Origin of the sequence: Allohoeflea poritis (assembly GCF_027889715.1) — a bacterium.
GTDB lineage: Bacteria > Pseudomonadota > Alphaproteobacteria > Rhizobiales > Rhizobiaceae > Hoeflea_A > Hoeflea_A poritis.
In genome coordinates this window covers 85131-105569 of sequence record NZ_JAPJZH010000013.1, presented here as the reverse complement: position 1 = coordinate 105569, position 20439 = coordinate 85131, and the positions used below count along the sequence as shown (strand labels likewise).

Genomic DNA, 20439 nt, shown 5'->3' with positions numbered 1-20439 from the left:
ATTGATGGCCCTATCGTTTCAGATTGACGAGGACTTCCATCAAATCCGATCCGGTTTGAAAGACTTTCGAGTTTGCAGTGTAGCTGCGCTGGGATTCGATCATGCTGGTCAGTTCGTCGGCTATATCGACGTTGGATGATTCCAGCGCGCCCGAAACGATGTCACCGAAGTTGCCGGATCCTGCGAAACCGGTCGTTACGACACCCGATTCGCTGTTCTGGGCAAAAACGTTGCCGGAGATCGGCTTGAGTTCATCCGGGCTCGGCACGTCGGCCAGCGCGATCCTGTATTTGGGCTCAAGCGTGCCGTTCTCATATTTCGCGAACACAGTCCCGTCATTGGTGATTTCGACGCTCTCCACCTTGCTCGGCGCATTGCCGTTGACACTCGCGTCGCCGACATTGAACTCATAGGCAAGCTGGGTCATTCCGGAAAAGTCGATGCTCAGGCTCTGGCCGGCCGGCACGGGAACGGAAATCGATGTCGGGCTTGTTCCCGACAGGGTGCCGCTGGTCGCATCGAAATCGATCGTGACCGTTGACAGGGCCGCCGACGAATAGGGGAACGAGGTTCCCGCAGTGGCGCCGGCCTGGTCGTAAACCGCCACTTCCCAGGTGTTGGCCGCTGTCTTGGTGTAGTAGAAATCCAGCAGGACCTCGCCACCGAGATCGTCATAGACCACAAGCGAGCTCTTGTGCGTGTAGTCCGCGGTCGCCGAGTTGGTCGACGGAAACGGGCCGGGCGAGATGGCGGCGTCTGAATCCAGGTTGGCGGTGAAAATCCCGGAGGTCGAAGCTTCCGCAAGCAGTTCGCCCTGCAAGACATTGACGGGCATAAGGCCGTCAAATCCGTTTACGACGGGCGTGGGCGCTCCATTGGCATAATCGTAGCCCATCAGCATGTAGCCAGCCGCGTTGACAAGGTTGCCTTCGCTGTCGGGAATAAAGGACCCCGCCCGGGTGAGGAAAGACACGCCGGAACTGTCCTGCACGACGAAGAAGCCGTCTCCGCCGATGGCAAGATCGGTGATCGACGTGGTGAATTGAAGCGCGCCTTCTTCGGAAATGGCGTAGCGCACCGAGGTGCTGACACCACCCGAATTGTAGGTTCCGCCGGCACTCGGCAGAACAAGGGACGAAAATTCCGTCGAACTGCGCTTGTAACCGGTGGTGTTGGCGTTGGCTATATTGTCCGCAACCGTGCCCAGGCGCGCCGCCTGAGCGTTCATGCCGGATACACCGGTCCGCATCATTCCATAGAGGCTCATCGCACAATTCCCCGTTTGCGTTTGCGACAAGGTAGTTCTGCAGGCTTGCGCGAAACTGGCTTACCAGGCGAGCTTCGGGAGGCTGTAGAGCGAAATGGGGGCGGCGCGCCCGCACGGGCCGTCAAGGCTGCGGCGCCTATTGCCAGTCGATGCGGTAGCCGAGAAAACGCTTTGAATCGATCGGATCGAAATCGAGGCGCATGCGCAGCTTCTTGCGCAGCTTGCTGATATGGCTTTCCACCACGTTTTCTTCGACGTCGTCGTCGAAGATGCCGTAAATGGCATTGAATATCTGCGCCTTGGTCACGCGGCGGCCACGATTGGCGACGAGATATTCGAGGATACGCCGTTCACGGCGCGGCAGCGGGAAGGCCTGCCCGTCGATTTCCGGATCGCGCCCGTCCGAATAGACGCGGATCCTGCCGATCTCGGTATATTCCAGTTCCGGCTCCAGGCGCCGCCTGATTGCGGCGGCCCGCGCCAGGATCTCGCGAGGATGGATCGGCTTGCGGACAACATCGTCGGCACCGCAATCGAAGAAGGCGAGCGTGGTATCGAGAGATGGCTTGTCGCTGACGGCGATCACGGGGGCTTTGGACCGGTCTCTGATCACCCGGGGAAGGACCATGTTGTCACTGCCCTGACCGATCAGGAATGCTTCCACCGCATCAATGTCGGAATCCGCCGCCGTGTGGACCCATTCACCGAATTCGTCGGGATCAAATCCAGCAGATGGAACACCTTCTCTGCCGAACAGCGACGTGTACCCCTCCGTCACCAGTTCCCGCTCATCAACCACAACGATCATCAGTCCGCCCCCGAATCACTTTGTACCCCCGTTAATCAATTGGTAACGAAAGGGCGGATTCTCCGACAATTACAGAAAGTTAATGGTGCTTTTTCGTAGTTGAACGTGACGAGAGCCGTGATTTGCCACTAGATATAGTGGCTGCCTGTGGATAGGTGCATATTAACTGTGGAAATGTTAACGCTTGCATCAGCCGATTAATGAAATTTGTCTTGACAGGCCACCCCGGTGACACAATTGGGTGCACAACCCTCAGAAGCGTCTTACTCTACCAATGGTTGCTATTTGCAAAAGGATTTTGCCGCGTCCGTCCAGCGCCCATATCCGGTTGCCACCAGGTTGCGGATCACGCGGCAAACATATTTTTTCTGTGCCGGATCATTGTGCGGACCGGCGTGGTAACGGGCAACAGCCATCGTCCAACTGCTGTGGCGCCGACGCAGATCGGCGAGAAATTTTGCCGCGTAATCGACGTTCTTCGCGGGGTCCAGCATGGATCGCAGATCATCGAATTCACCCCGGTGGTAATAATGATTGATCTGCATGCAGCCAAGATCGATGAGCTTTTGCCCGCGGGCCCGGGCGCGGTGAAAGGCCCGCAGCGCTGCCGCGATATCCGTTGCAAAAACCGCCTCGCCCTCGATGTTCAAGGCGTAGGGATGCAGCGACCCCTTGCGACCGGTCTCGGCAAGGCCAACCGAATACAGAATGCCGACCGGCACACCATGCCGTTTGGCGGCGGAGGCGATCTGCCTTTCACATGAGCCGGTTGCCGCCGCGGCCTCAAAGATAAACAGCGTCAGCCATACCGGAAGTGCCAGCAGCAGCCGGCTGTTCGCTCGAAGCATTGTGATCATTGTCCTGCCCATCCCTTTCGCGCCGGCCCTGGCTGTCACCCGTTCCCGCATGGGGTGAATTGTGCTGTCCGGTATGGGTGGACCCGTCGCTTGACGCCTGATTGCCGCCCTGCGCGGCACCGGCCGATTGCTGCACGAATCCACGCTCAGACCCAGGTTGCTGGACGATGATCTGCTCGACCGTATAGCCTTGGCTTTTCAGAGCCTTCACGATGATGTTCTGACTGTCCGAAAGATGCCTGTAAGCTTCGATCGTTTCCACTTTCAGCTCCATGACGAGCTGACCGCCGGACAGTTTCAATGTCGCATCGACATTGCCCAGCTCCACGGGATTAAGCCGGATCTTGAGCGTATTGACCGTGTTCTGCACCTGATCAAGGCTCTGGGCGGAAATCGATTCCGCGCCGCGCAGCATCGCGCTCCAGGACGCATCGCCCGTTGCGGCGCTGACGACCGCGGCGGCACTCGACTGGCTGGCGGACAATCCAGGAAACTGCTTCGCCTCGACAACCGTCACCGTTGCGGTCGACAGGCTGACTTGCTCTCCACCGTCGGCGGGCGGGGCAAGCGCCGGTCCGGCGCCTGGTGTCGCGGTATCAGCGCTGCGCGCGAAGCCGAACAGATCAAGGGCCCGTCGGGCGCCGCCGGGTGGAACCGCGTCATCCTGTTGCCTGGCGCCGGCCTGGTCGCCATCCGCAAGCCGCTGAGACCGCGCTGCCCCGTCTGCGGCGCTCTTAAACTCGACATGGCGCAGGATCTCGGTGCCTTGCGAGGGCTGTTCTGATCCACCGGGCCCGGTAACGGGACGCGCCAACGCTTTTGCCGGCATGGAAGCCGGCACCACGCCGTGCGCAGCGGCCTGCTGCGGCAGGATCTGCGGCTCCGGCCGTCTGCCTTCATGGCGCGGCAATTCCGGCGGGTTGCTGTCTGCCTCCTCATTCGGGGTGGAGGCTGTTTCCGGGTCTTTTTCCGTCTTCAGTATGGGCGTTTCACGCAGGTTCACATGCGTTTCAGCTTTCTGCGACGTCGCAAGCGCGGGCTCAGTGGCGGTTTTCGGCGAAACCGCATTTGGCTCCGGTGGGGCGATGTCGCCATCCTTGAGCGCCGGCCTGTTCAGGATGGCGGCGTGCCGCGATTCGGCGTGCGCCGACCCTGACCGGGCATCTGCGCCGGCCGTTTGATTCGCCCCGCCGGCCGGCGTTTGCGAAACATTCGCCCCCCCGGACTTCGCCGCGGCGCTCGCCTCGTCAAAGGCTGTCCTGAAGGCGGTGTCCTGGCCGGACATGGCTTGTCCGCGCTTGCCGGCTCCAGCGGTCTTGCCGAGAAGCGCGACGGCGTCCGATGCCCCTTTTCCGGGGTTCGATGGCGGATTGCTATTCATCGCTGCTCCCGTCCAGTAATGTGTCTATCTCTTCAATGGTCGCGCGCTTGTTCGTCAGGAACTCAACATGGCCCGACGTATCCGTTACCGGCGCGTCCGTTTCGTCGTTCTGCGGCCCGTCGTCATCCGGCACAACCACTTCGGAAGACGGAACCGGCATTGCCAGTCTTTGTGCATCGGGCGGCGCCATGACCTGCCTGGCAATGGTCTTTGCAGCGTCACGCAGGGCGCGGTCCCGTTTCGAGAGTCTGTCGTCCGGAATGGCTGCAATGGTCTCGAGCGCCTCTGTCACATCGCCTGTCGGAACCCTGGCGATGCCGGCATAGAAGCCCGCCAGGTCACGCACGACATCCCGATTTTCGCCGGACAGCGCCTCGGCGCGCGAAGCGGCCAGAAGCGCAATCTCCTCCTTGCCGGCAATCGTGCCCATGCGCGCCATGCGAAGATAAATCTCCCGCTGCCTCGGACGGTCCATCAGCGACAGGATGTAATCGACCCGGTCTGAATCGACATTCTCCGAATGGAACACGATGGCATAGACGAATATGTCGACGAACTGGCTGGCATAGGGGGAATGCAGGAACCTGCGGACATAACGTTCGGCATTGTCGAGCGCCCGGTCCACATCGCCGGTGCGCGACGCGATGTGGGTGGCACGGCGAAGGGACGATTCCTCGATAATCGTGCCGGGAGCGAGCAGGCGGGCCCAGTCGAACAGCCGCATCGCCTCCTCTTCGTCTCTCGCCGCAACGACATTGGCCGTAACCAGCATGAGATAGGCGCCCAGGCGACCATCCGCGAATTCGGGAAGCAGTTCCTGGAAAACGGGCCTTGCGGTTTCGGGCGAACCGGAAAAATAGGCATGCAGAGCCGCAGCAAGGCGGCGGTCGAACCGCTCCTCCACGTCTCTTTCGACCAGAAGCACCAGCGTCTCGGGATTACCGCCGCTCATCGCATAGATGAAGGCGGCCTCGACATTGCGGCGGTCTTCAAAGGCTTCCTGACCGGCGGAGCGCAGATTTTCGTCAACGATCTTGAGAAGATGGCGCTGCATCTCGCCGGCCGAATGGTCGCCCTGAACCACCGAATCCTGCACGGATTGAAGGGAGCGTACGATCTTGTACGGGGCCAGCATCGCGTCATCTTCATTGGCCGCCGCATGTGCCGCCACCACACACATATTGTGCAACAACAGGCCAAATAGCAGCGCCCGAAACACACGCTGCGAGGCCAATCCAGCATTTCGCTTCAAAATGCGCGCCATGTTGGCCTACCCCGGAGGTCCGACAATCAGGATCTCAATGCGCCTGTTGGCATCGGCCAGCGGGTCTTCGGCGTTCTTGAGCTTGCGGTCGGCGAAGCCCGAGACTTCGACGATGCGGTTCTCCCTGAGCCCGCCGCGGACGAGCATGTAATAGGCACTGTGCGCGCGGTCCATCGAGAGCTTCCAGTTGTCGTTTTTCGTTCCGGCAAACGGACGGGCGTCGGTGTGTCCGCGCACGGCGACGGGCCCCTGGCGCTCGGACAGTATGCGACCGATTTCGCCCATGGCCAGGACAAGATCCCGTTTCGGAACGGCAGACCCGACATTGAACATTCCACCCTTCAGCTCATCGGTGAGGGAAACCAGCAACCCGCCATCGACCGGCATGACCGTCAGCCCGTCACCGAGCTGGATCTGTTCCTCGGTCAGCGCCTGCTCGATCTGTTCCTTCAGTTCGGCGGCCTCCTGCATTTGCTCCTCGTCAGGCGCCTGCTCACCTTCCGCGACGTCAGCGGCCTCCTCGACCTGGACCTCACCATCCGCGCCGATGACCAGGCGGCCGGTTTTGCCGCCGGCCGCCTCACCGGCAATGTCAACCGCCTGTTCCAGCTCTTCGCTGACCGGTTCGGCAGCCTCCAGCGCTTCCTCGATGGCATCGCGGCTGCCGCCTTCCAGGAGCCCGCGCTCCGCGCCTGTTTCCGTTATATCGGCGGAGGTGGCGATTTCGACCGCCTTTGACCAGAAGTCAGGATCGAACGGATCACGATAGGCCTCGCCCCCGGACGCGCCAGTCGCCGGACCGGACGTGTTGGCACCGCCCTCCCCGGCAGCGCTGACATTGGTCTGCTGTCCGGTTTCCAGGGCTATCTCCGCAAGGACGGAGTAAGGATTTTCGAAAAAATCGGCATCGGAGTATTTGACCTCCTCGCCTGCGGCCGAATCGATGTCGTCGCCACCGCCCGATTGCGGCCCGGACTGGTAACCGGCCTTGTCGCTGTCCGACAGATATTCGACCTCATCGCCGACCGTCGCCTGATCCTGTTGTTTCAGGCCCCGCTCGGCGGGTTTGTTGTCCGTCAGTCTTATCGGATTGAAATAGCTGGCAACGGCCGCCTTGGTCTCGTCATTGGAGGCGTTGATCAGCCACATGACCAGAAAGAACGCCATCATGGCGGTCATGAAGTCGGCATAAGCGATCTTCCAGGCGCCACCGTGATGCCCGCTGTGATTGCCACTGCGTTTCTTGACAATGATGATCTCGCCACCGGAGTGGTGTTTCGACTGGCTCTCGCTCAAGGAAGCACCTCACGCAGGCGGCCCGCCCATTCGGAAAGGCGCGTGCACAACACCGCATCGTCGATACGCACTGTCAGATCGAATTCATCGCTCTCGATGAACTCCAACTGCGCGGCATCGTCTCCGAGTGCGTTTTTCAGGTTGTCGAAAACCGATGCGGGGCCGGTGATCGTCATGACGGTCGCCGAACGGTCTTTCATGGTCTGGCGAATGGCTTCGGCCAGGGAAGTAACCATCTGTTCGCTCAAGGACTGTTCGAAGACCGGAGCAAGAATACGGGTAACCTGGGCTCCCACCGTTTCCACCAACTCATCGCACAGCGCGTCGTAGCGGGATGCAACGACGGTCGAGAAATCCTGTTCGTAGCGCGTACGCAGTTCGTTGATTTCATCCCGGTGCCGCCCGCGCTCCTCCTCGAAGGCTTCCGTCAGGCGCGCTTCCGCAGCCTCGGCTCCCTCGGCCCGTCCGCGCTCCATGGCTTCGGCCACCTCGGCCTCAAGGTCGACCGGTGCCGCCACGGGAAGCGACGGTTCCGGCGCAACCGCTTCGATCGGCGGCAGCTCGGACGGTCCAGACAGCAACCCGATGTCGTCCGACACGACAAAGGTCTCGGGCTTTCCGAAATCTTTCAGATAGCGTTCAATCGCCAAGGCCATTCAATCACCCTCGGACCGGTACCGCCGGTCCGTTCGCATGCAGCTTTTGCCGCAAAGCATAGGTATCGAAACTTGTGCGAAGGTGATGGACGAGCCGGAGCGGAGCGGCCGCAACCGTCGCAATCCGGGAGAAAGGCGGCCGGTACGACGGCCGCCTCAATGTCTCGTGTTCAGTGCTAGCCCTGGAAGAGCTGCAAGACGTTCTGCGACGTGGAGTTGGCGATCGACAGCGCCTGAATGCCAAGCTGCTGCTGTGTCTGCAGGGCGTTCAGCCTTGTCGATTCCTCGTTCATGTCCGCATCGACCAGGCGTCCGACACCCTTGTCGATCGAGTCCATCAGGTTGGACACGAAGGTCTCCTGCATCTGAACGCGGCTGTTGATGGCACCCAGATCCGAGGCCACATCCGTCAGCTGGTTGAGAATCTCGTCGGCCACGCGGATCATCGCCTCCACTTCGGCATCGGTGGTCGATCCGGACAGGACGATCTCCGTTCCGGTGCCGCCCGTTCCGCCACCGTCGATCAGGAAGTAGTTGTCGGCGGTGCCGGTCGGCGTGTCGAGCAGCGCATCGGCGTCGATATCCTTGGTCAGGATACCGCCGGCATCCGAGCTCGTGTCGATCAGGACAACAGCCGCGACATCAACGTCGAGGGTTGCGATCGAAACGTTGCCGGAAGCCGAACGGTTGAACGAGCCGACGATCGAGGCGGTCGCGGCCGCGGCGCCGGTGTCGTTGTAGAGCCAGTTCTCGCCGCTGAAGGAAGCCGATTCAGCAATCGAGGAAAGCTGCTTCTTCAGTTCTGCCAGTTCCGAATTGATCTTTACCTTGTCGACCCCCGGCTCGGCGGCGGCGACAAGCTTGGACTTGATCTCGTCGACAACATCGATGGCGCTGTCGAGTGCGGTGTAAGCGACATCGACCTTGGCGGCGCCGAGGCCGAGCGCGTCACTGACGGTTGAAAGAGCCTTGTTGTCGGAACGCATTGTCGTTGCGATCGACCAGTAGGCGGCATTGTCCGACGCTGTTTCCACCCGGTAGCCCGATGATATTCGCGCCTGCGTCGTTTCCATGGAAGAGTTGATGCCACGCAGCGTCTGAAGCGCGGCCATCGCGGCGGCATTGGTCATAATGCTGGTCATCAGGCTGCCCCTGTTACCAATAATCTTTATGAGGGGGACATGCCGGATCGTTGTACCGGCAATAGCGGCTGGCATCATGCCCGCTGATCCGCTTTGAAAAGGTCAGCCCGCCATTCGTTAACAAATCTATTCAGGCTATGGTTAACAGAGTATTAACCGGCTTCGCAAGTTGTTAAATTTCGTAACGAAAGTGTAAATAAAATCAGGCCCATGAAAGGAAAAACCGCACCACTTGCGTGATACGGTTCCAGATCTGCCGCAAATTTGCACCCGGGCGAATCGCTGGTTCGTGCGGCTGCGATGCCCGTATTGGCGGACCCGGCCCTAAAGAGGGCCGGGTGTTTCCTGTTACTGGAAGAGCTGCAGGATGTTCTGCGAAGCGGAGTTGGCGATCGACAGCGCCTGGATGCCGAGCTGCTGCTGCGTCTGCAGAGCCGACAGCCTTGTCGATTCCTCGTTCATATCCGCATCGACCAGGCGTCCGACACCCTTGTCGATCGAGTCCATCAGATTGGAAACGAAGGTCTCCTGCATCTGAACGCGGCTGTTGATGGCGCCCAGATCCGAGGCCACATCCGTCAGCTGGTTGAGGATCTCGTCGGCCACGCGGATCATGGCTTCCACTTCGGCATCGGTGGTTGAGGCGGAGAGGGAGATCTCCGTGCCGGTGCCGCCCGTTCCACCGCCATCGATCAGGAAGTAGTTGTCGGCGGTGCCGGTCGGCGTGTCGAGCAGCGCATCGGCGTCAATGTCCTTGGTCAGGATACCGCCGGCATCGGTCGTCGTGTCGATCAGGACAACAGCCGCGACATCAACGTCGAGGGTTGCGATCGAAACGTTGCCGGAAGCCGAACGGTTGAACGAGCCGACGATCGAGGCGGTCGCGGCCGCGGCGCCGGTGTCGTTGTAGAGCCAGTTCTCGCCGCTGAAGGAAGCCGATTCAGCAATCGAGGAAAGCTGCTTCTTCAGTTCTGCCAGTTCCGAATTGATCTTTACCTTGTCGACCCCCGGCTCGGCGGCGGCGACAAGCTTGGACTTGATCTCGTCGACAACATCGATGGCGCTGTCGAGTGCGGTGTAAGCGACATCGACCTTGGCGGCGCCGAGGCCGAGCGCGTCACTGACGGTTGAAAGAGCCTTGTTGTCGGAACGCATTGTCGTTGCGATCGACCAGTAGGCGGCATTGTCGGAGGCGGTCTCGACCCGATAACCGGACGATATGCGCGCCTGCGTCATTTCCATGGAAGAGTTGATGCCACGCAGCGTCTGCAGCGCGGCCATAGCGGCGGTGTTGGTCATAATGCTTGTCATTGTCTGCCCCTTCTGACAGTCGACATCTAAGGGACATGCCGGAGTAGTTCACCGGCAACGACGGTGTCGCATCATGCTCACCTGGGGCCTGCCCTTGAAATGCCGCAGGCCCGGTCCGTCATTCGTCGCCACTACAACACATTATTAAGGTTAATCAATTCTGAACAAAGCCGGGATCGGATTACTTTTTTTGGTTAATGGATTGCTAATTTCGGCGCGGCACCCGGCAAGCGGCCGAACAGCCAGGCAACGAGGCCGCCTTCCTGCGAAAAACAGAACGCCGCAACCCCGACGGGAATACGGCGTATCATCGTGCCGAACGAGATGCTGTCATAAGAAAGGAGCGGCCTGACGGCCGCTCCCTGACTTGCCCTATTCCATCAATGGATGGCGCTCTTAACGGAAGAGCGAGAGAACGTTCTGGGTGTTGGAGTTGGCGATCGAAAGCGCCTGAATGCCGAGCTGCTGCTGAGTCTGAAGCGCTGCCAGACGTGTCGATTCCTCGTTCATGTCGGCGTCGACAAGACGGCCAATACCCTGATCGATCGAGTCCATCAGGTTGGACACGAAGTCCTCCTGCATGGAGATACGCGAGTTGACCGCACCCAGGCTGGATGCTGCATCGGTCAGCTGGCTCATGACCTCGTCGGTGACGCGGATCATCGCCTGGATCTGGGCATCGGTGGTGGAAGAGGAGAGGGAAATCTCCGTACCCGTACCACCGGTGCCGCCACCGTCGATCAGGAAGTAGTTGTCGGCGGTGCCGGTCGGCGTGTCGAGCAGCGCATCGGCATCGATATCCTTGGTCAGGATGCCGCCGGAATCGGTCGTCGTATCGATCAGGACAACAGCCGCGACATCAACGTCGAGTGTTGCGATCGAAACGTTACCGGAAGCCGAACGGTTGAACGAACCGACGATCGAAGCGGTCGCAGCAGCAGAGCCGGTGTCGTTGTAGAGCCAGTTCTCGCCGCTGAAGGAAGCCGATTCGGCGATCGACGACAGCTGGTTCTTCAGCTCGGTGAGTTCGGAGTTGATCTTCTCGACATCAACGCCCGGCTCAGCGGCAGCAACCAGCTTGGACTTGATTTCGTCAACAACATCGATCGCGCTTTCCAGACCCGTATAGGCGATGTCGGTCTTGGCAGCACCAAGGCCAAGCGCGTCACTGACGGTTGAGAGAGCCTTGTTGTCGGAACGCATGGTGGTTGCGATCGACCAATAGGCGGCGTTGTCGGAAGCGGTCTCGACGCGATAACCGGAAGAAATACGCGCCTGCGTCGTTTCAAGGCCGGAATTGATGGACCGCAGCGTCTGCAGCGCGGCCATCGCCGAGTTGTTTGTATTGATACTCGTCATGGAATTGTCCCTCGGGTTACCCGATACGATAGGGGACATACCGGACTTGATTACCGGTGATGGCGGATCGGCATCATGCCTGCCGGCCTCCCGACGCTCACGTGGGGACCTTTCCCGTCATGTTGCCAGGCACTTTGACGGTCAGCGGTTACGAAATGGCTAACATCCGGCAGATCGGCGCCACAATGGCGCGAATATCTAAAAAACATGGTTAACAAAGGGTTTACGCCGGTTCGGTGACCGGTCACACGAAGGATCGCACCAGGCTTCCCACGAGCAGGTTCCAACCGTCGATCAAGACGAAGAAAAGGACCTTGAACGGCAGCGAAATCGCGGTGGGCGGCAACATCATCATGCCCATGGACATTGTAATCGTCGCCACGACCAGATCGATGACCAGGAAAGGCAGCACCACCAGGAAGCCGATCTCGAAGCCGCGGCGGATCTCCGAGATCATGAATGCGGGGATGAGCACGCGCAGATCGATCTTGCCGTCGGTGGTCACCGGCTGGCCGCGTTCGGCGGCAAGGTCGATGAAAAGATTCAGGTCCTTGTCGCGCGTATTGGCCAGCATGAAATCGCGGAACGGATCGCCGATCCGCTCGAAAGCCTCAGCCTCGCCGATCTCGTTGTCGAGCAGCGGCTGGATGCCGTTATCCCAGGCGCGGTCGAAGGTCGGCGCCATGACGTAGAAGGTCATGAACAGCGCAAGGCTGATGAGAATGAGGTTTGCCGGCGTCGTCATTAGCCCCATGCCGGCGCGCAGGATCGCAAAGGCGATGATGAACCGCGGGAAGCTGGTCACCATGATGAGGATGCCGGGTGCGACGGACAGCACCGTCAGCAATCCGAATGTGCGGATGATCCAGCTGGCGACTGAACCGTCCACCGGCTGCGTCAGCACATTCGGGTCCAGTATCTGGGCATCGGCTGTGGCCACCATCGCCATCATGGCGAGTGCTGCCAGAACAAATCGTGTCATTCGATCAGAAAGGTCCGGAAGAGCAGTTTCGATACACGGCCGTTCGAGCGGATCACGGCACGTTCGGAAAGGTCGTCACGCAGGTGCTGGAAGCCGCGCGGTCCCTCGATCTGAGGCAGAGAGACCGTTCGCATATAGGCCATCACGTCCTGATGGATCAGCTCGGCCAGCGTCGGGTCGGGCTCCTTGTCGAAAACGAGCGCCACCTCTACCCGGACCCAGCTGCTTGACGGGAAGGACAGGTTGGTGGTGATCGGCGCAAGGGTGAGAATCTGGGGGTCAACGACACCGGAAGCCATTTCGGCCTCACCATCCGCCGCATCTTCGTCTTCACCCGTTTCGGTGCTTGCCGCCTGCTCGCGCGCCTCGGAAGCCTCTTCACTGTTCTTGGCGCCGGCAATCATCCCGACAAACCAGCCGCCGCCGCCGGCCAGGGCCGTCAGCACGAGCAGGACGACCGCCGTAACGATGAAGGATCCGCCGCTCTTATTCGTCTTTTCTTCAGGTGTCGTCATGTCACCCTGCTTGGCCGTTTGCTCTAGATTGGTGAGTAGATATCCACGATCTGCTGACCGACCGGCGGCTGTTGGACTTCCATGAGCCTGCCGCGGCCGCCATAGGAGACGCGGGCCTCGGCAATCTTCTCATAGGCGATCGTATTGTAGGCATCGACGTCACGCGGTCGCACGATGCCGGCGATGTTCAGAATGCGCATTTCGTAGTTGACGCGCACCTCCTGCGATCCGCTGATCACGAGGTTGCCGTTGTCCAGGACGCCGGTGACCACGGCAGCAACGCGCAGTTCAAGTTTTTCGGAGCGCGCCGTCGTGCCCTTGCCTTCGGTGCTGGTGTTCGAACCGAATGTCAAACCGAACTCTCCGTTGGAACCCGCCCCGTTGACGGCATAGTTGCCGCCGGCATTGATCCCGCTCGAATTGGTGCGGTCCCTGTCGGTGGCATTGTCGAAGGTCGCCTTGTCGTTGATGGCTATGTTGACCGTCAGTATATCGCCGACGGACATGGCGCGGGCATCCTTGAACAGATCACTTTGGGTGTCTGTCCACAGGGAATAGCCGTTGCCGGGCTTGCGCGGCGGTTTCGGGTAAAGCGCCATTTGCGGTGTCTGGCCGTAGCGCAGACCGCTGCCGATCGGGCTCATCGCAGGCGCGCGACCGATGTCGTTGAAGGTGCTTGAACCGCAACCGGCCAATAAAAGCCCAAGCGATATAACGAATAGTCGGGCGTTCATGACGGTTCATCCGGTATGTTGGCATCCGCGGCGCTGGCTATGATGCTGGTGAGGTTCGCGGCCGTCTCGGCTTCCATCTCGTTGAGGATCTGGCTGGCAAGCCGCGGTTTCAGTTTCATGATGATGGCGGCCGCGACGTTCACGTCGACGAGCTCGAGCTTCTCCGCCGCCGAATCGGCCCGCATATTCTTGTATATCTCGACCAGGCCGCCTTCCGCCTTGACCAGGAAATCATTGCGCAGCTTCAGCCAGTGTTCATATTCGGCGCGGCGCTTTTCCAGCGTCGCGATGCGGTCCTCGATATCCGACTGCAATTGTTCGAGTTCGCTCTTCTGCAGCAGATAGCGCCGGTCGCGCGCCGCATCGGCGATGTTCGTGCAGAAGGCGCGGATCTCGTCGGTGATCTCGTTCTGGATCGCCTCGTCGTCCTTTTCGGCAGCAATCGACAGGCTCAGCGGCAGACCCCAGGCGCCGAGGCCCGTTGCCAGCGCCAGGGCCGCGGCAAACAATTTGCTCAGGATAGGTCGCGCGGTTTTCGTCATTGCAGCACCAGTTCCGCCTGCAGGGCGCCTGCGGACTTGATGCCCTGCAGGATCGCGATGATCCCGTCGGGGCGAACGCCGATGCTGTTCAGTCCGGCGACCAGCGTCTGAAGATTGGGTCCGTTGATTATTGCCACCTGCCCGCCTTCCGTCATGGCGGTGATATCGGTCAGCGGTTCGACCGCCGTCACGCCATCGCTGAATGGCAGAGGCTGCGAGATGACGGGCGATTCATTCACCCGGATGGTCAGCGTCCCGTGGCTGACCGCCACCTTCGAAATGCGCACGTCATGCCCCATGACGATCGTTCCGGTGCGCTCATTGACGACAACACGGGCCGGTGCATCGGTCTCGACCATCAGCCGCTCGATCTCGGCAACGAAACGCGGCAGCGCGACATTCTTGGGCCGTGAAACGCTCACGGTTGTCGAATCGTTGGCGCTGGCCAGCATGCGGCCGTATCGCTTGCCGGTATGACGGTTGATGGCGTCGGCGACCGAGACGGCCGTCGAAAAATCCGGGTTGCGCAACTGGAAGGTCAGGTGGCCGGTTTCGCTGAAACGCATCGGGATCTCGCGCTCAATGATCGCACCGCCCGGTACCCGCCCCGTCGTGGTAACGCCCGATGTGAGGGTCTGCGCGTCCCCTTCCGCCGTAAATCCGGATACGACCACGGAGCCTTGCGAAACGGCGTAGATGTCTCCATCGGCAGCCGATAGCGGCGTCATGACAAGAATGCCGCCGCGCAAGGATGTGGCATCGCCAAGCGACGAGACGCTGACATCGATGCGCGAACCGACGCTTGCGAAGGGTGGCAGGTCGGCGGTGACGATCACCGCCGCTACATTGTTTACGCGGGCCGACTCGCCTTCCGTAGCAATGCCCAGATTCTCCAGCATTGCGCGCAGGGACTGTTCGGTGAAGGGAGAACCGCGAAGGCTGTCGCCGCTCCCCTGGAGACCGATGACGAGGCCATAGCCGATAAGCTGGTTCTGGCGGGCGCTCTGCAGGGAGGCAATATCCTTGATGCGCGATGCCGCCGCCGCCTGAAAGGCCGATGCAAGACCAATCGCTATCGCGAGTGCCGCCGCCGCCCACCTCATTGCGCTGCAACCCGGATCGTGCCGTCGGCCATCACAGTGCCGGAGACCATGACACCGGTGTTGACGTTGCGCACGCGAATGAAATCGCCGACGGTGCCATTCTTCAGGGGGCTGCCCGGGGCCGTGATCATCAATCCGTTCTGCGAAAAGACCATCGTCACCACGGAACCGCGCTCCACCGTATAGGGCTCGCGCACGGACGATACCGGAACAACGCGACCCGGCAGCAGGGTCCGCTTGGCGATCATGCCTTCCACCTGGTCCATGGAGGACGCAAAGTCGCGCCGCACATTCCGGTTGGTCACCTTGACCATTTCCAGCATATGCGCCTCGACCGTTTCGCCGGGATAGATGATCTGCTTCGGAATGACCGCATAGGGCTCGGCGGCCGCCACGCGCCATGCGCCTGCCAGCAGGAACAGGGAAATGGCGAGGGCGGCCCGGATCATCATCGCGTAATACTCTGCGTTCTGTTGGATCACATGTTCTGCGAAACGATCGCCGCCATCTCGTCGGCCGCCTTGATCACCTTGGAGTTCATCTCATAGGCGCGTTGAGCGGAAATCAGATCGGTGATCTCCTTCACGGCATCGACATTGGAGGCCTCGAGATAGCCCTGCTCAATGGAGGCAAATCCCGGATCGTCGGGCACGCCGACGATCGCCGTGCCCGAAGCCTCGGTTTCCTGGAACAGATTATCGCCCAGCGGCGCCAGGCCGGCCTCATTCACAAAATTGGCGATGGTGATCTGCCCGACCTCTTGCAGGTTGGCATCATCGCCGACCCTTACAAAGACCTGCCCGGACTTGGTGATCACTGTCTCGCTGGTGTCCTGTGGAATGGTTATGGCAGGCTCAATCGGGTAGCCGTCAGCCGTCACAATCTGGCCATTGGCATTGGTATTGAGCGCCCCGGACCGCGTGTAGAGTGTTTCGCCATCGGTATTCTGGACCTGGAACCAGCCGCGTCCGACGAGCGCCAGATCCATCGCGTTTCCTGTATTGACCAACGAACCCTGGATATGAACGTTTCGGATCGCCATGGTCTGCACGCCGAGGCCGATATAGGCGCCCTCGGGAACAATCGCCTGATTGGCCGCGGTGGGAACGCCCTGCGCCTTCTCGACCTGATAAAGCAGGTCCGAAAATTCAGCGCGCGCGCGCTTGAAACCGGTCGTGTTGATGTTGGCGATGTTGTTCGCGATGACTTCGAGATTGAGTTGCTGGGCGTTCATGCCCGTCGCAGCGATGGCCAGTGCTTTCATTGGCTTTCTCCTCAGATGGCCATTCGGCTGATTTCGAGATAGGCGGTGACGATCTTGTCGCGCACGGCGATCGCGGTCTGCAGCGTGCGCTCAGCGCTCATGACCGCATCGACGACTTCCTGTGTTCCAGCCTGACCGTTGATGCCTTTCATCGACATTTCCTCGCCCTGGCGAATGGTCGCGGTCATGTCGGCGACCATGTCGGACAGCATCGCGGCGAATTCGGAGTCGCCGGAGCCGGTTGCTGCACCGGCCGCGGACGACTGCGCCGCGACGTCGGCGGTTTCGCCGGCCGGCCGGGTCAAAGACGTGATTGCGGCGGTGCCGGCCAGTTCGATCATCACGACGTCCTCAACAGATCAATGGTCATGGAAATCAGCTCGCGGGCCTGCTTGATGGTCTGCAGATTGGCCTCGTAGGAGCGGTTTGCCTCGCGCATGTCGGCCATCTCCACGAGCACATTCACATTGGGCAGCTTGACCATGCCTTCGGCGTCGGCGGCCGAGTGCCCGGGATCGTATTCGATCGAAAAATCCGAATTGTCCTTGCCGATCGATTCGATGCGGACCATCGAAGCGCCGGTCAGCGCATCGAGTTCGGATACGAAACCGATGGTCTTGCGCTGATAGGGATCGGCCCCGGGCGCCGCGCCCGTGGTCTGCGCATTGGCCATGTTCTCCGCCACCACGCGAAGGCGAACGGACTGGGCCTCAAGTCCGGAAGCAGCGGTTCTGAGGGCCGCCGAAAGGGGATCGATCACCGTCATTTCGCCACCGTCTGCAGCATCATGCGGTGAAAGGTGCGCATGAGGCCGGTACTGAGTTCGTATTCCTTGCGGATATCGCCCGCCTTGATCAGTTCTTCCTCAAGCGACACGGCGTTGCCGGAAGGCGATACGTTCAGATCCTGGCCGGTATCCGCCCGTACCGATCCGCGCAGCGGGTCTTCCGTGAAATGCGCCGGATGGGTGGCGGCCATGCGCGAGCCGACGGAGTTGAGCACCGTCTCGAACGGATCGATATCCATCGCGACATAGTCCGGCGTGTTGGCGTTTGCGATGTTGCCGGCCACCACACTTTGCCGGACAGACAGCCAATGCGCCTTGTCCGATGCTAGTTGAAACAGCTGGATCGGCTCCATCCGAATCTCCCCTTTGGCGGGCAAACTAGGAATTCAATCTTGCGCGGGACTTGCGCGGGGCCTGTGTGCACGCAAATTCGGCCGGAGCCGCAGGGGCTACCGTTCTATGACTTCGCCGTCGGAGGTAACGATGACCCAGCGCCCATCGCGCTGTTCGAGGGTCGCCAGCCGGCTGTCGTCGGGCAAAATCGACCCCACGCGAACAACGTATACGCCGTTTCCATCCTCGATCAGGGCCCGGCCGTTGACGACATGCAGGAGGCGAAAGGCGGATGAAACGCCGGGAAAGGCCTGCTGGGGAACCTCGCCATCGTCCTCGGCTTCGTATTCACCTTCCTCGCCGTCGAGCGTAATGGTCGCCGTGGTGATTGAATCGAAATCCTCGTCCTGCGCTTCCTCTTCGGAATCAGGGATCGACAGCGGCGAAACGCTGACCGCGCCGCGACCGGGCATGCCGGCCATATCGCGGCCGGTCGAAAGCGAGTAAGGCTGTATTCCGAAATCTTCCTGATTGAGAAATACGTACCATGGGAAGAATGCGGCAAAGGCCGCGATCGCAAGACCCGCGCCGATCAGCATCCGATCGGCGCGATCGCCATCGCCCTGCGGCACTTCAGGCAGATCGTCGTCATGCGAGGCTGTTTGCTTTTTGTCGCTCATGGATGCGCTCTGGTCATTGTGCGGGCTTTTGTTCCTGCTGCGCCTTGGCAGCAGCATGTTTCATGGCATCGGCAAGATCGTTGAAGGCGTCGCGCGCGGGCTTGTCATGCGGCTGTTGCCTCAGAATGTCGTAGATGACCGGCACCTGCTGGACCGCGAGATCCAGTTCGCTGTCCGATCCGGGTTTGTAGCCGCCCAACAATCTGAGATCCTTGGTCTCCTCGTAGCGCTGGATCAGGGCACGCAGCCTGATCACCAGCTTTTCCTCATCCGGTTCCCAGGCGGTTCGCGCAAGCCGCGATATGGAAGCCAAAGGATTGATCGGCGGATAACGGCCTTCCTCCGCCAGGCTGCGTTCGAGAACGATGTGCCCGTCAAGTATGCCACGGGTCGAGTCGGCGATCGGATCATTGTGGTTGTCGCCGTCAACCAGGATCGAGACAATGGCGGTGATCGAGCCGGCATTGGCGCCGCCGGGTCCTGCACGCTCAAGCAACCGAGGCAGTTCGGTGAACACCGTCGCCGGATAGCCCCGGGCAACGGGCAATTCGCCCGATGCGACGCTGACTTCGCGTATGGCGTGGGCAAAGCGGGTTACGCTGTCGACCACAAGAAGGACGTTTTCGCCATTGTCGCGAAAATGTTCCGCCACGGTCATGGCGGTCATCGGGGCCATGCGGCGCACCATCGGACTCTCGTCGCTGGTCGCGACGACGGCAACGGATTTGCCCATCTGCTCGCCCAGCGTATCCTCGATGAATTCGCGCACTTCGCGACCGCGCTCGCCGACCAGCGCGATAACGGCACGGTCAAAGGCCTCGGCTCGGGTCAGCATCGACAGGAGCGTCGACTTGCCGACACCCGATCCGGCGAAAATCCCCAGACGCTGCCCGAGGCATAGCGGAGAAAATATGTCGATGGCACGGATGCCTGTTTTCAGCGGCTTGTTGACCCGCTGCCGGGTCATCGAGGCCGGTGCGTCGTTGGCGACCGCCCGCCGGCGCTTTCCCGGCTCCAGAGCGCCAAGTCCGTCTATCGGCTGTCCAAGCGCGTTGATGGTGCGCCCGCACCAGCTGGCGTCGGGCGCAATACGAAACGCACCGAAACGAATGACGGGATCGCCGATGGCGATCGCCTCGCCGCGCTCCACCGGGCACACGATGACGGCGTGCGGCTCGACCTTGACCACTTCACCCAGGGTCATGCCGGCGCGCCCGTGGTGCTCGACATAGTCGCCGAGGCACACATAGGGCGAAAGGCCGGACACTTCGTAATTGTTGGGCGTGATGGTGGTGACAAGCCCGCCGCGACGCACCAGTTCATCGGGATTGGAGAACCGTCCAACCAGCCGCTCGAAGGCGTCCAGCGTTGCCGACCGGCGCCGGATGCCGGCCGGCGCGTTCGTCACCTCGGACATCGCTCAGCCCTTCGGCGAAAAAGCCGCATTACGTGGTCCCTAATGTGCGGACCGCCTCATCAAGGGTGTTCTCTCCCTCCTTGATCAGGCTTGCCGCATTTTCGAACGCGCGTGTCACCATGATAAGCCGGCTCATCTCGGACATGGCATTGACGCCGGAATCCTCGAGATAGCCCTGCAGGACACCGGAATTCGCCCTGTCGACGATCGGTTCGGGATTTGCCGTCGGAACAATCCCGCTGTTTTCAAAACGGATGAAGCCCTGTTCAAGATCCGCCGCGTAGACACCGATGGAGCCGACCACCGCGCCGTTCTGCCGCAACAGCCCGTCGCGGGACACTTCCGGAGGACCGGCGGCACCATCCAGCTGGATCGGCGCACCGCCCGGGTCCAGCACGGGGTAGCCGTTCAATGTCACCAGATCGCCACCCTCGGCCATGGTGAAGCGTCCGTCCCGGGTCAGAGTCAGGCCGGCAGGTGTTTCGATAGCGAACCACCCCTCGCCCTGGACCGCGAAATCCAGCAGGTTTTCCGTTTGTGTCATCCCGCCGCCGATGGTCGACAGATAGGTTTGGCCTTCCGACACAAAGGCGGTGTTGTCGCTGAGCAGCGATTCGAACCGGATTTCGGTCGGCCGATATCCGATAGTGCTGGCATTGGCGATATTGTCGGCAAGCGTGTTCAGCCGGTTCTCAAGTGCGATCTGCGAGGATAGCGCGACGTAAAGTGATGACTGCATGA

General features: G+C 60.8%; 23 protein-coding genes. All 23 read right to left on the bottom strand.

The genetic code is table 11. The features are described 5' to 3' along the window. Positions 1-10 precede the first annotated feature (10 nt). The 23 genes from OOZ53_RS19380 to flgF all read right to left on the bottom strand — a co-directional run bounded on the left by OOZ53_RS19380 (position 11) and on the right by flgF (position 20437). Positions 11-1267: a flagellar hook protein FlgE gene (locus tag OOZ53_RS19380; RefSeq protein ID WP_271091363.1), complete on the bottom strand. Its 1257-nt coding sequence runs from the start codon at positions 1265-1267 to the stop codon at positions 11-13. 136 nt (positions 1268-1403) lie between these two features. Then, positions 1404-2075 carry a response regulator transcription factor gene (locus OOZ53_RS19375; protein ID WP_136659705.1) on the bottom strand — a complete coding sequence of 224 codons (672 nt, stop codon included), beginning with the start codon at positions 2073-2075 and terminating at the stop codon, positions 1404-1406. Between the two features lie 281 nt (positions 2076-2356). Continuing rightward, positions 2357-2923 carry a transglycosylase SLT domain-containing protein gene (locus OOZ53_RS19370; protein ID WP_271091362.1) on the bottom strand — a complete coding sequence of 189 codons (567 nt, stop codon included), beginning with the start codon at positions 2921-2923 and terminating at the stop codon, positions 2357-2359. Beyond that, positions 2859-4313: a flagellar hook-length control protein FliK gene (locus tag OOZ53_RS19365; protein ID WP_271091361.1), complete on the bottom strand. Its 1455-nt coding sequence runs from the start codon at positions 4311-4313 to the stop codon at positions 2859-2861. The genes OOZ53_RS19370 and OOZ53_RS19365 overlap by 65 nt, the downstream gene beginning before the upstream one ends. Beyond that, on the bottom strand, positions 4306-5577 hold the full coding sequence (locus OOZ53_RS19360) for a chemotaxis protein (RefSeq protein WP_271091360.1): 1272 nt from the start codon (positions 5575-5577) through the stop codon (positions 4306-4308). Before OOZ53_RS19360 ends, OOZ53_RS19365 begins: the two co-directional genes overlap by 8 nt. A 6-nt stretch (positions 5578-5583) precedes the next feature. After that, on the bottom strand, positions 5584-6873 hold the full coding sequence (locus OOZ53_RS19355) for a MotB family protein (protein WP_271091359.1): 1290 nt from the start codon (positions 6871-6873) through the stop codon (positions 5584-5586). After that, entirely contained in the window at positions 6870-7529 is a 660-nt protein-coding gene (locus tag OOZ53_RS19350) for a hypothetical protein (protein WP_271091358.1), read from the bottom strand. Before OOZ53_RS19350 ends, OOZ53_RS19355 begins: the two co-directional genes overlap by 4 nt. A gap of 176 nt (positions 7530-7705) precedes the next feature. After that, positions 7706-8671 (bottom strand): flagellin N-terminal helical domain-containing protein, encoded by a 966-nt coding sequence (locus OOZ53_RS19345; protein WP_271091357.1) that lies wholly within the window; start codon positions 8669-8671, stop codon positions 7706-7708. Positions 8672-9019: 348 nt separating this feature from the next. Further along, positions 9020-9982, bottom strand: a complete 963-nt coding sequence (locus OOZ53_RS19340) for a flagellin N-terminal helical domain-containing protein (protein WP_271091356.1) — start codon at positions 9980-9982, stop codon at positions 9020-9022. A 396-nt stretch (positions 9983-10378) separates the two neighbouring features. After that, entirely contained in the window at positions 10379-11341 is a 963-nt protein-coding gene (locus OOZ53_RS19335) for a flagellin N-terminal helical domain-containing protein (RefSeq protein WP_271091355.1), read from the bottom strand. Between the two features lie 244 nt (positions 11342-11585). Next, positions 11586-12323 carry a flagellar type III secretion system pore protein FliP gene (gene fliP, locus OOZ53_RS19330; protein ID WP_271091354.1) on the bottom strand — a complete coding sequence of 246 codons (738 nt, stop codon included), beginning with the start codon at positions 12321-12323 and terminating at the stop codon, positions 11586-11588. Beyond that, positions 12320-12838, bottom strand: coding sequence for a flagellar basal body-associated FliL family protein (locus tag OOZ53_RS19325; RefSeq protein WP_271091353.1), 519 nt, complete (start codon positions 12836-12838; stop codon positions 12320-12322). The genes fliP and OOZ53_RS19325 overlap by 4 nt, the downstream gene beginning before the upstream one ends. Positions 12839-12861: 23 nt before the next feature. Beyond that, positions 12862-13572: a flagellar basal body L-ring protein FlgH gene (flgH, locus tag OOZ53_RS19320; RefSeq protein WP_271091352.1), complete on the bottom strand. Its 711-nt coding sequence runs from the start codon at positions 13570-13572 to the stop codon at positions 12862-12864. After that, a complete protein-coding gene (locus OOZ53_RS19315) occupies positions 13569-14114 on the bottom strand; it encodes a MotE family protein (protein WP_271091351.1) in 546 nt (181 codons plus the stop codon). The genes flgH and OOZ53_RS19315 overlap by 4 nt, the downstream gene beginning before the upstream one ends. After that, the gene (locus OOZ53_RS19310) at positions 14111-15217 is read right to left on the bottom strand and encodes a flagellar basal body P-ring protein FlgI (protein ID WP_271091350.1); all 1107 of its coding nucleotides are present in this window, start codon (positions 15215-15217) and stop codon (positions 14111-14113) included. The genes OOZ53_RS19315 and OOZ53_RS19310 overlap by 4 nt, the downstream gene beginning before the upstream one ends. After that, positions 15214-15669: a flagellar basal body P-ring formation chaperone FlgA gene (gene flgA / locus OOZ53_RS19305; RefSeq protein WP_425499194.1), complete on the bottom strand. Its 456-nt coding sequence runs from the start codon at positions 15667-15669 to the stop codon at positions 15214-15216. Before flgA ends, OOZ53_RS19310 begins: the two co-directional genes overlap by 4 nt. A gap of 26 nt (positions 15670-15695) precedes the next feature. Next, positions 15696-16481 carry a flagellar basal-body rod protein FlgG gene (gene flgG / locus OOZ53_RS19300; protein WP_271091348.1) on the bottom strand — a complete coding sequence of 262 codons (786 nt, stop codon included), beginning with the start codon at positions 16479-16481 and terminating at the stop codon, positions 15696-15698. Positions 16482-16492: 11 nt separating this feature from the next. Then, positions 16493-16822, bottom strand: coding sequence for a flagellar hook-basal body complex protein FliE (fliE, locus tag OOZ53_RS19295; protein ID WP_271091347.1), 330 nt, complete (start codon positions 16820-16822; stop codon positions 16493-16495). Beyond that, positions 16822-17238, bottom strand: coding sequence for a flagellar basal body rod protein FlgC (gene flgC / locus OOZ53_RS19290; protein WP_271091407.1), 417 nt, complete (start codon positions 17236-17238; stop codon positions 16822-16824). The genes fliE and flgC overlap by 1 nt, the downstream gene beginning before the upstream one ends. Before the next feature lie 5 nt (positions 17239-17243). Beyond that, positions 17244-17621: a flagellar basal body rod protein FlgB gene (gene flgB / locus OOZ53_RS19285; protein WP_271091346.1), complete on the bottom strand. Its 378-nt coding sequence runs from the start codon at positions 17619-17621 to the stop codon at positions 17244-17246. Between the two features lie 96 nt (positions 17622-17717). Continuing rightward, positions 17718-18281 carry a flagellar protein gene (locus OOZ53_RS19280; RefSeq protein ID WP_271091345.1) on the bottom strand — a complete coding sequence of 188 codons (564 nt, stop codon included), beginning with the start codon at positions 18279-18281 and terminating at the stop codon, positions 17718-17720. 13 nt (positions 18282-18294) lie between these two features. Further along, a complete protein-coding gene (gene fliI, locus OOZ53_RS19275; protein ID WP_271091344.1) occupies positions 18295-19698 on the bottom strand; it encodes a flagellar protein export ATPase FliI in 1404 nt (467 codons plus the stop codon). 28 nt (positions 19699-19726) lie between these two features. Further along, entirely contained in the window at positions 19727-20437 is a 711-nt protein-coding gene (gene flgF / locus OOZ53_RS19270; protein WP_271091343.1) for a flagellar basal-body rod protein FlgF, read from the bottom strand. Between the last annotated feature and the right edge of the window lie 2 nt (positions 20438-20439).

Coding starts and splice junctions, on each gene's coding strand:
- OOZ53_RS19360 (WP_271091360.1), bottom strand. CDS start 5,577: ATGGCGCGCATTTTGAAGCGAAATGCTGGATTGGCCTCGCAGCGTGTG.
- flgG (WP_271091348.1), bottom strand. CDS start 16,481: ATGAAAGCACTGGCCATCGCTGCGACGGGCATGAACGCCCAGCAACTC.
- fliI (WP_271091344.1), bottom strand. CDS start 19,698: ATGTCCGAGGTGACGAACGCGCCGGCCGGCATCCGGCGCCGGTCGGCA.
- flgA (WP_425499194.1), bottom strand. CDS start 15,669: ATGATGATCCGGGCCGCCCTCGCCATTTCCCTGTTCCTGCTGGCAGGC.
- flgF (WP_271091343.1), bottom strand. CDS start 20,437: ATGCAGTCATCACTTTACGTCGCGCTATCCTCGCAGATCGCACTTGAG.
- OOZ53_RS19325 (WP_271091353.1), bottom strand. CDS start 12,838: ATGACGACACCTGAAGAAAAGACGAATAAGAGCGGCGGATCCTTCATC.
- OOZ53_RS19315 (WP_271091351.1), bottom strand. CDS start 14,114: ATGACGAAAACCGCGCGACCTATCCTGAGCAAATTGTTTGCCGCGGCC.
- OOZ53_RS19345 (WP_271091357.1), bottom strand. CDS start 8,671: ATGACCAGCATTATGACCAATGCCGCCGCGATGGCCGCGCTTCAGACG.
- OOZ53_RS19310 (WP_271091350.1), bottom strand. CDS start 15,217: ATGAGGTGGGCGGCGGCGGCACTCGCGATAGCGATTGGTCTTGCATCG.
- OOZ53_RS19365 (WP_271091361.1), bottom strand. CDS start 4,313: ATGAATAGCAATCCGCCATCGAACCCCGGAAAAGGGGCATCGGACGCC.
- flgH (WP_271091352.1), bottom strand. CDS start 13,572: ATGAACGCCCGACTATTCGTTATATCGCTTGGGCTTTTATTGGCCGGT.
- OOZ53_RS19370 (WP_271091362.1), bottom strand. CDS start 2,923: ATGCTTCGAGCGAACAGCCGGCTGCTGCTGGCACTTCCGGTATGGCTG.
- OOZ53_RS19280 (WP_271091345.1), bottom strand. CDS start 18,281: ATGAGCGACAAAAAGCAAACAGCCTCGCATGACGACGATCTGCCTGAA.
- OOZ53_RS19380 (WP_271091363.1), bottom strand. CDS start 1,267: ATGAGCCTCTATGGAATGATGCGGACCGGTGTATCCGGCATGAACGCT.
- OOZ53_RS19335 (WP_271091355.1), bottom strand. CDS start 11,341: ATGACGAGTATCAATACAAACAACTCGGCGATGGCCGCGCTGCAGACG.
- fliP (WP_271091354.1), bottom strand. CDS start 12,323: ATGACACGATTTGTTCTGGCAGCACTCGCCATGATGGCGATGGTGGCC.
- fliE (WP_271091347.1), bottom strand. CDS start 16,822: ATGATCGAACTGGCCGGCACCGCCGCAATCACGTCTTTGACCCGGCCG.
- OOZ53_RS19375 (WP_136659705.1), bottom strand. CDS start 2,075: ATGATCGTTGTGGTTGATGAGCGGGAACTGGTGACGGAGGGGTACACG.
- OOZ53_RS19350 (WP_271091358.1), bottom strand. CDS start 7,529: ATGGCCTTGGCGATTGAACGCTATCTGAAAGATTTCGGAAAGCCCGAG.
- OOZ53_RS19340 (WP_271091356.1), bottom strand. CDS start 9,982: ATGACAAGCATTATGACCAACACCGCCGCTATGGCCGCGCTGCAGACG.
- flgB (WP_271091346.1), bottom strand. CDS start 17,621: ATGGAGCCGATCCAGCTGTTTCAACTAGCATCGGACAAGGCGCATTGG.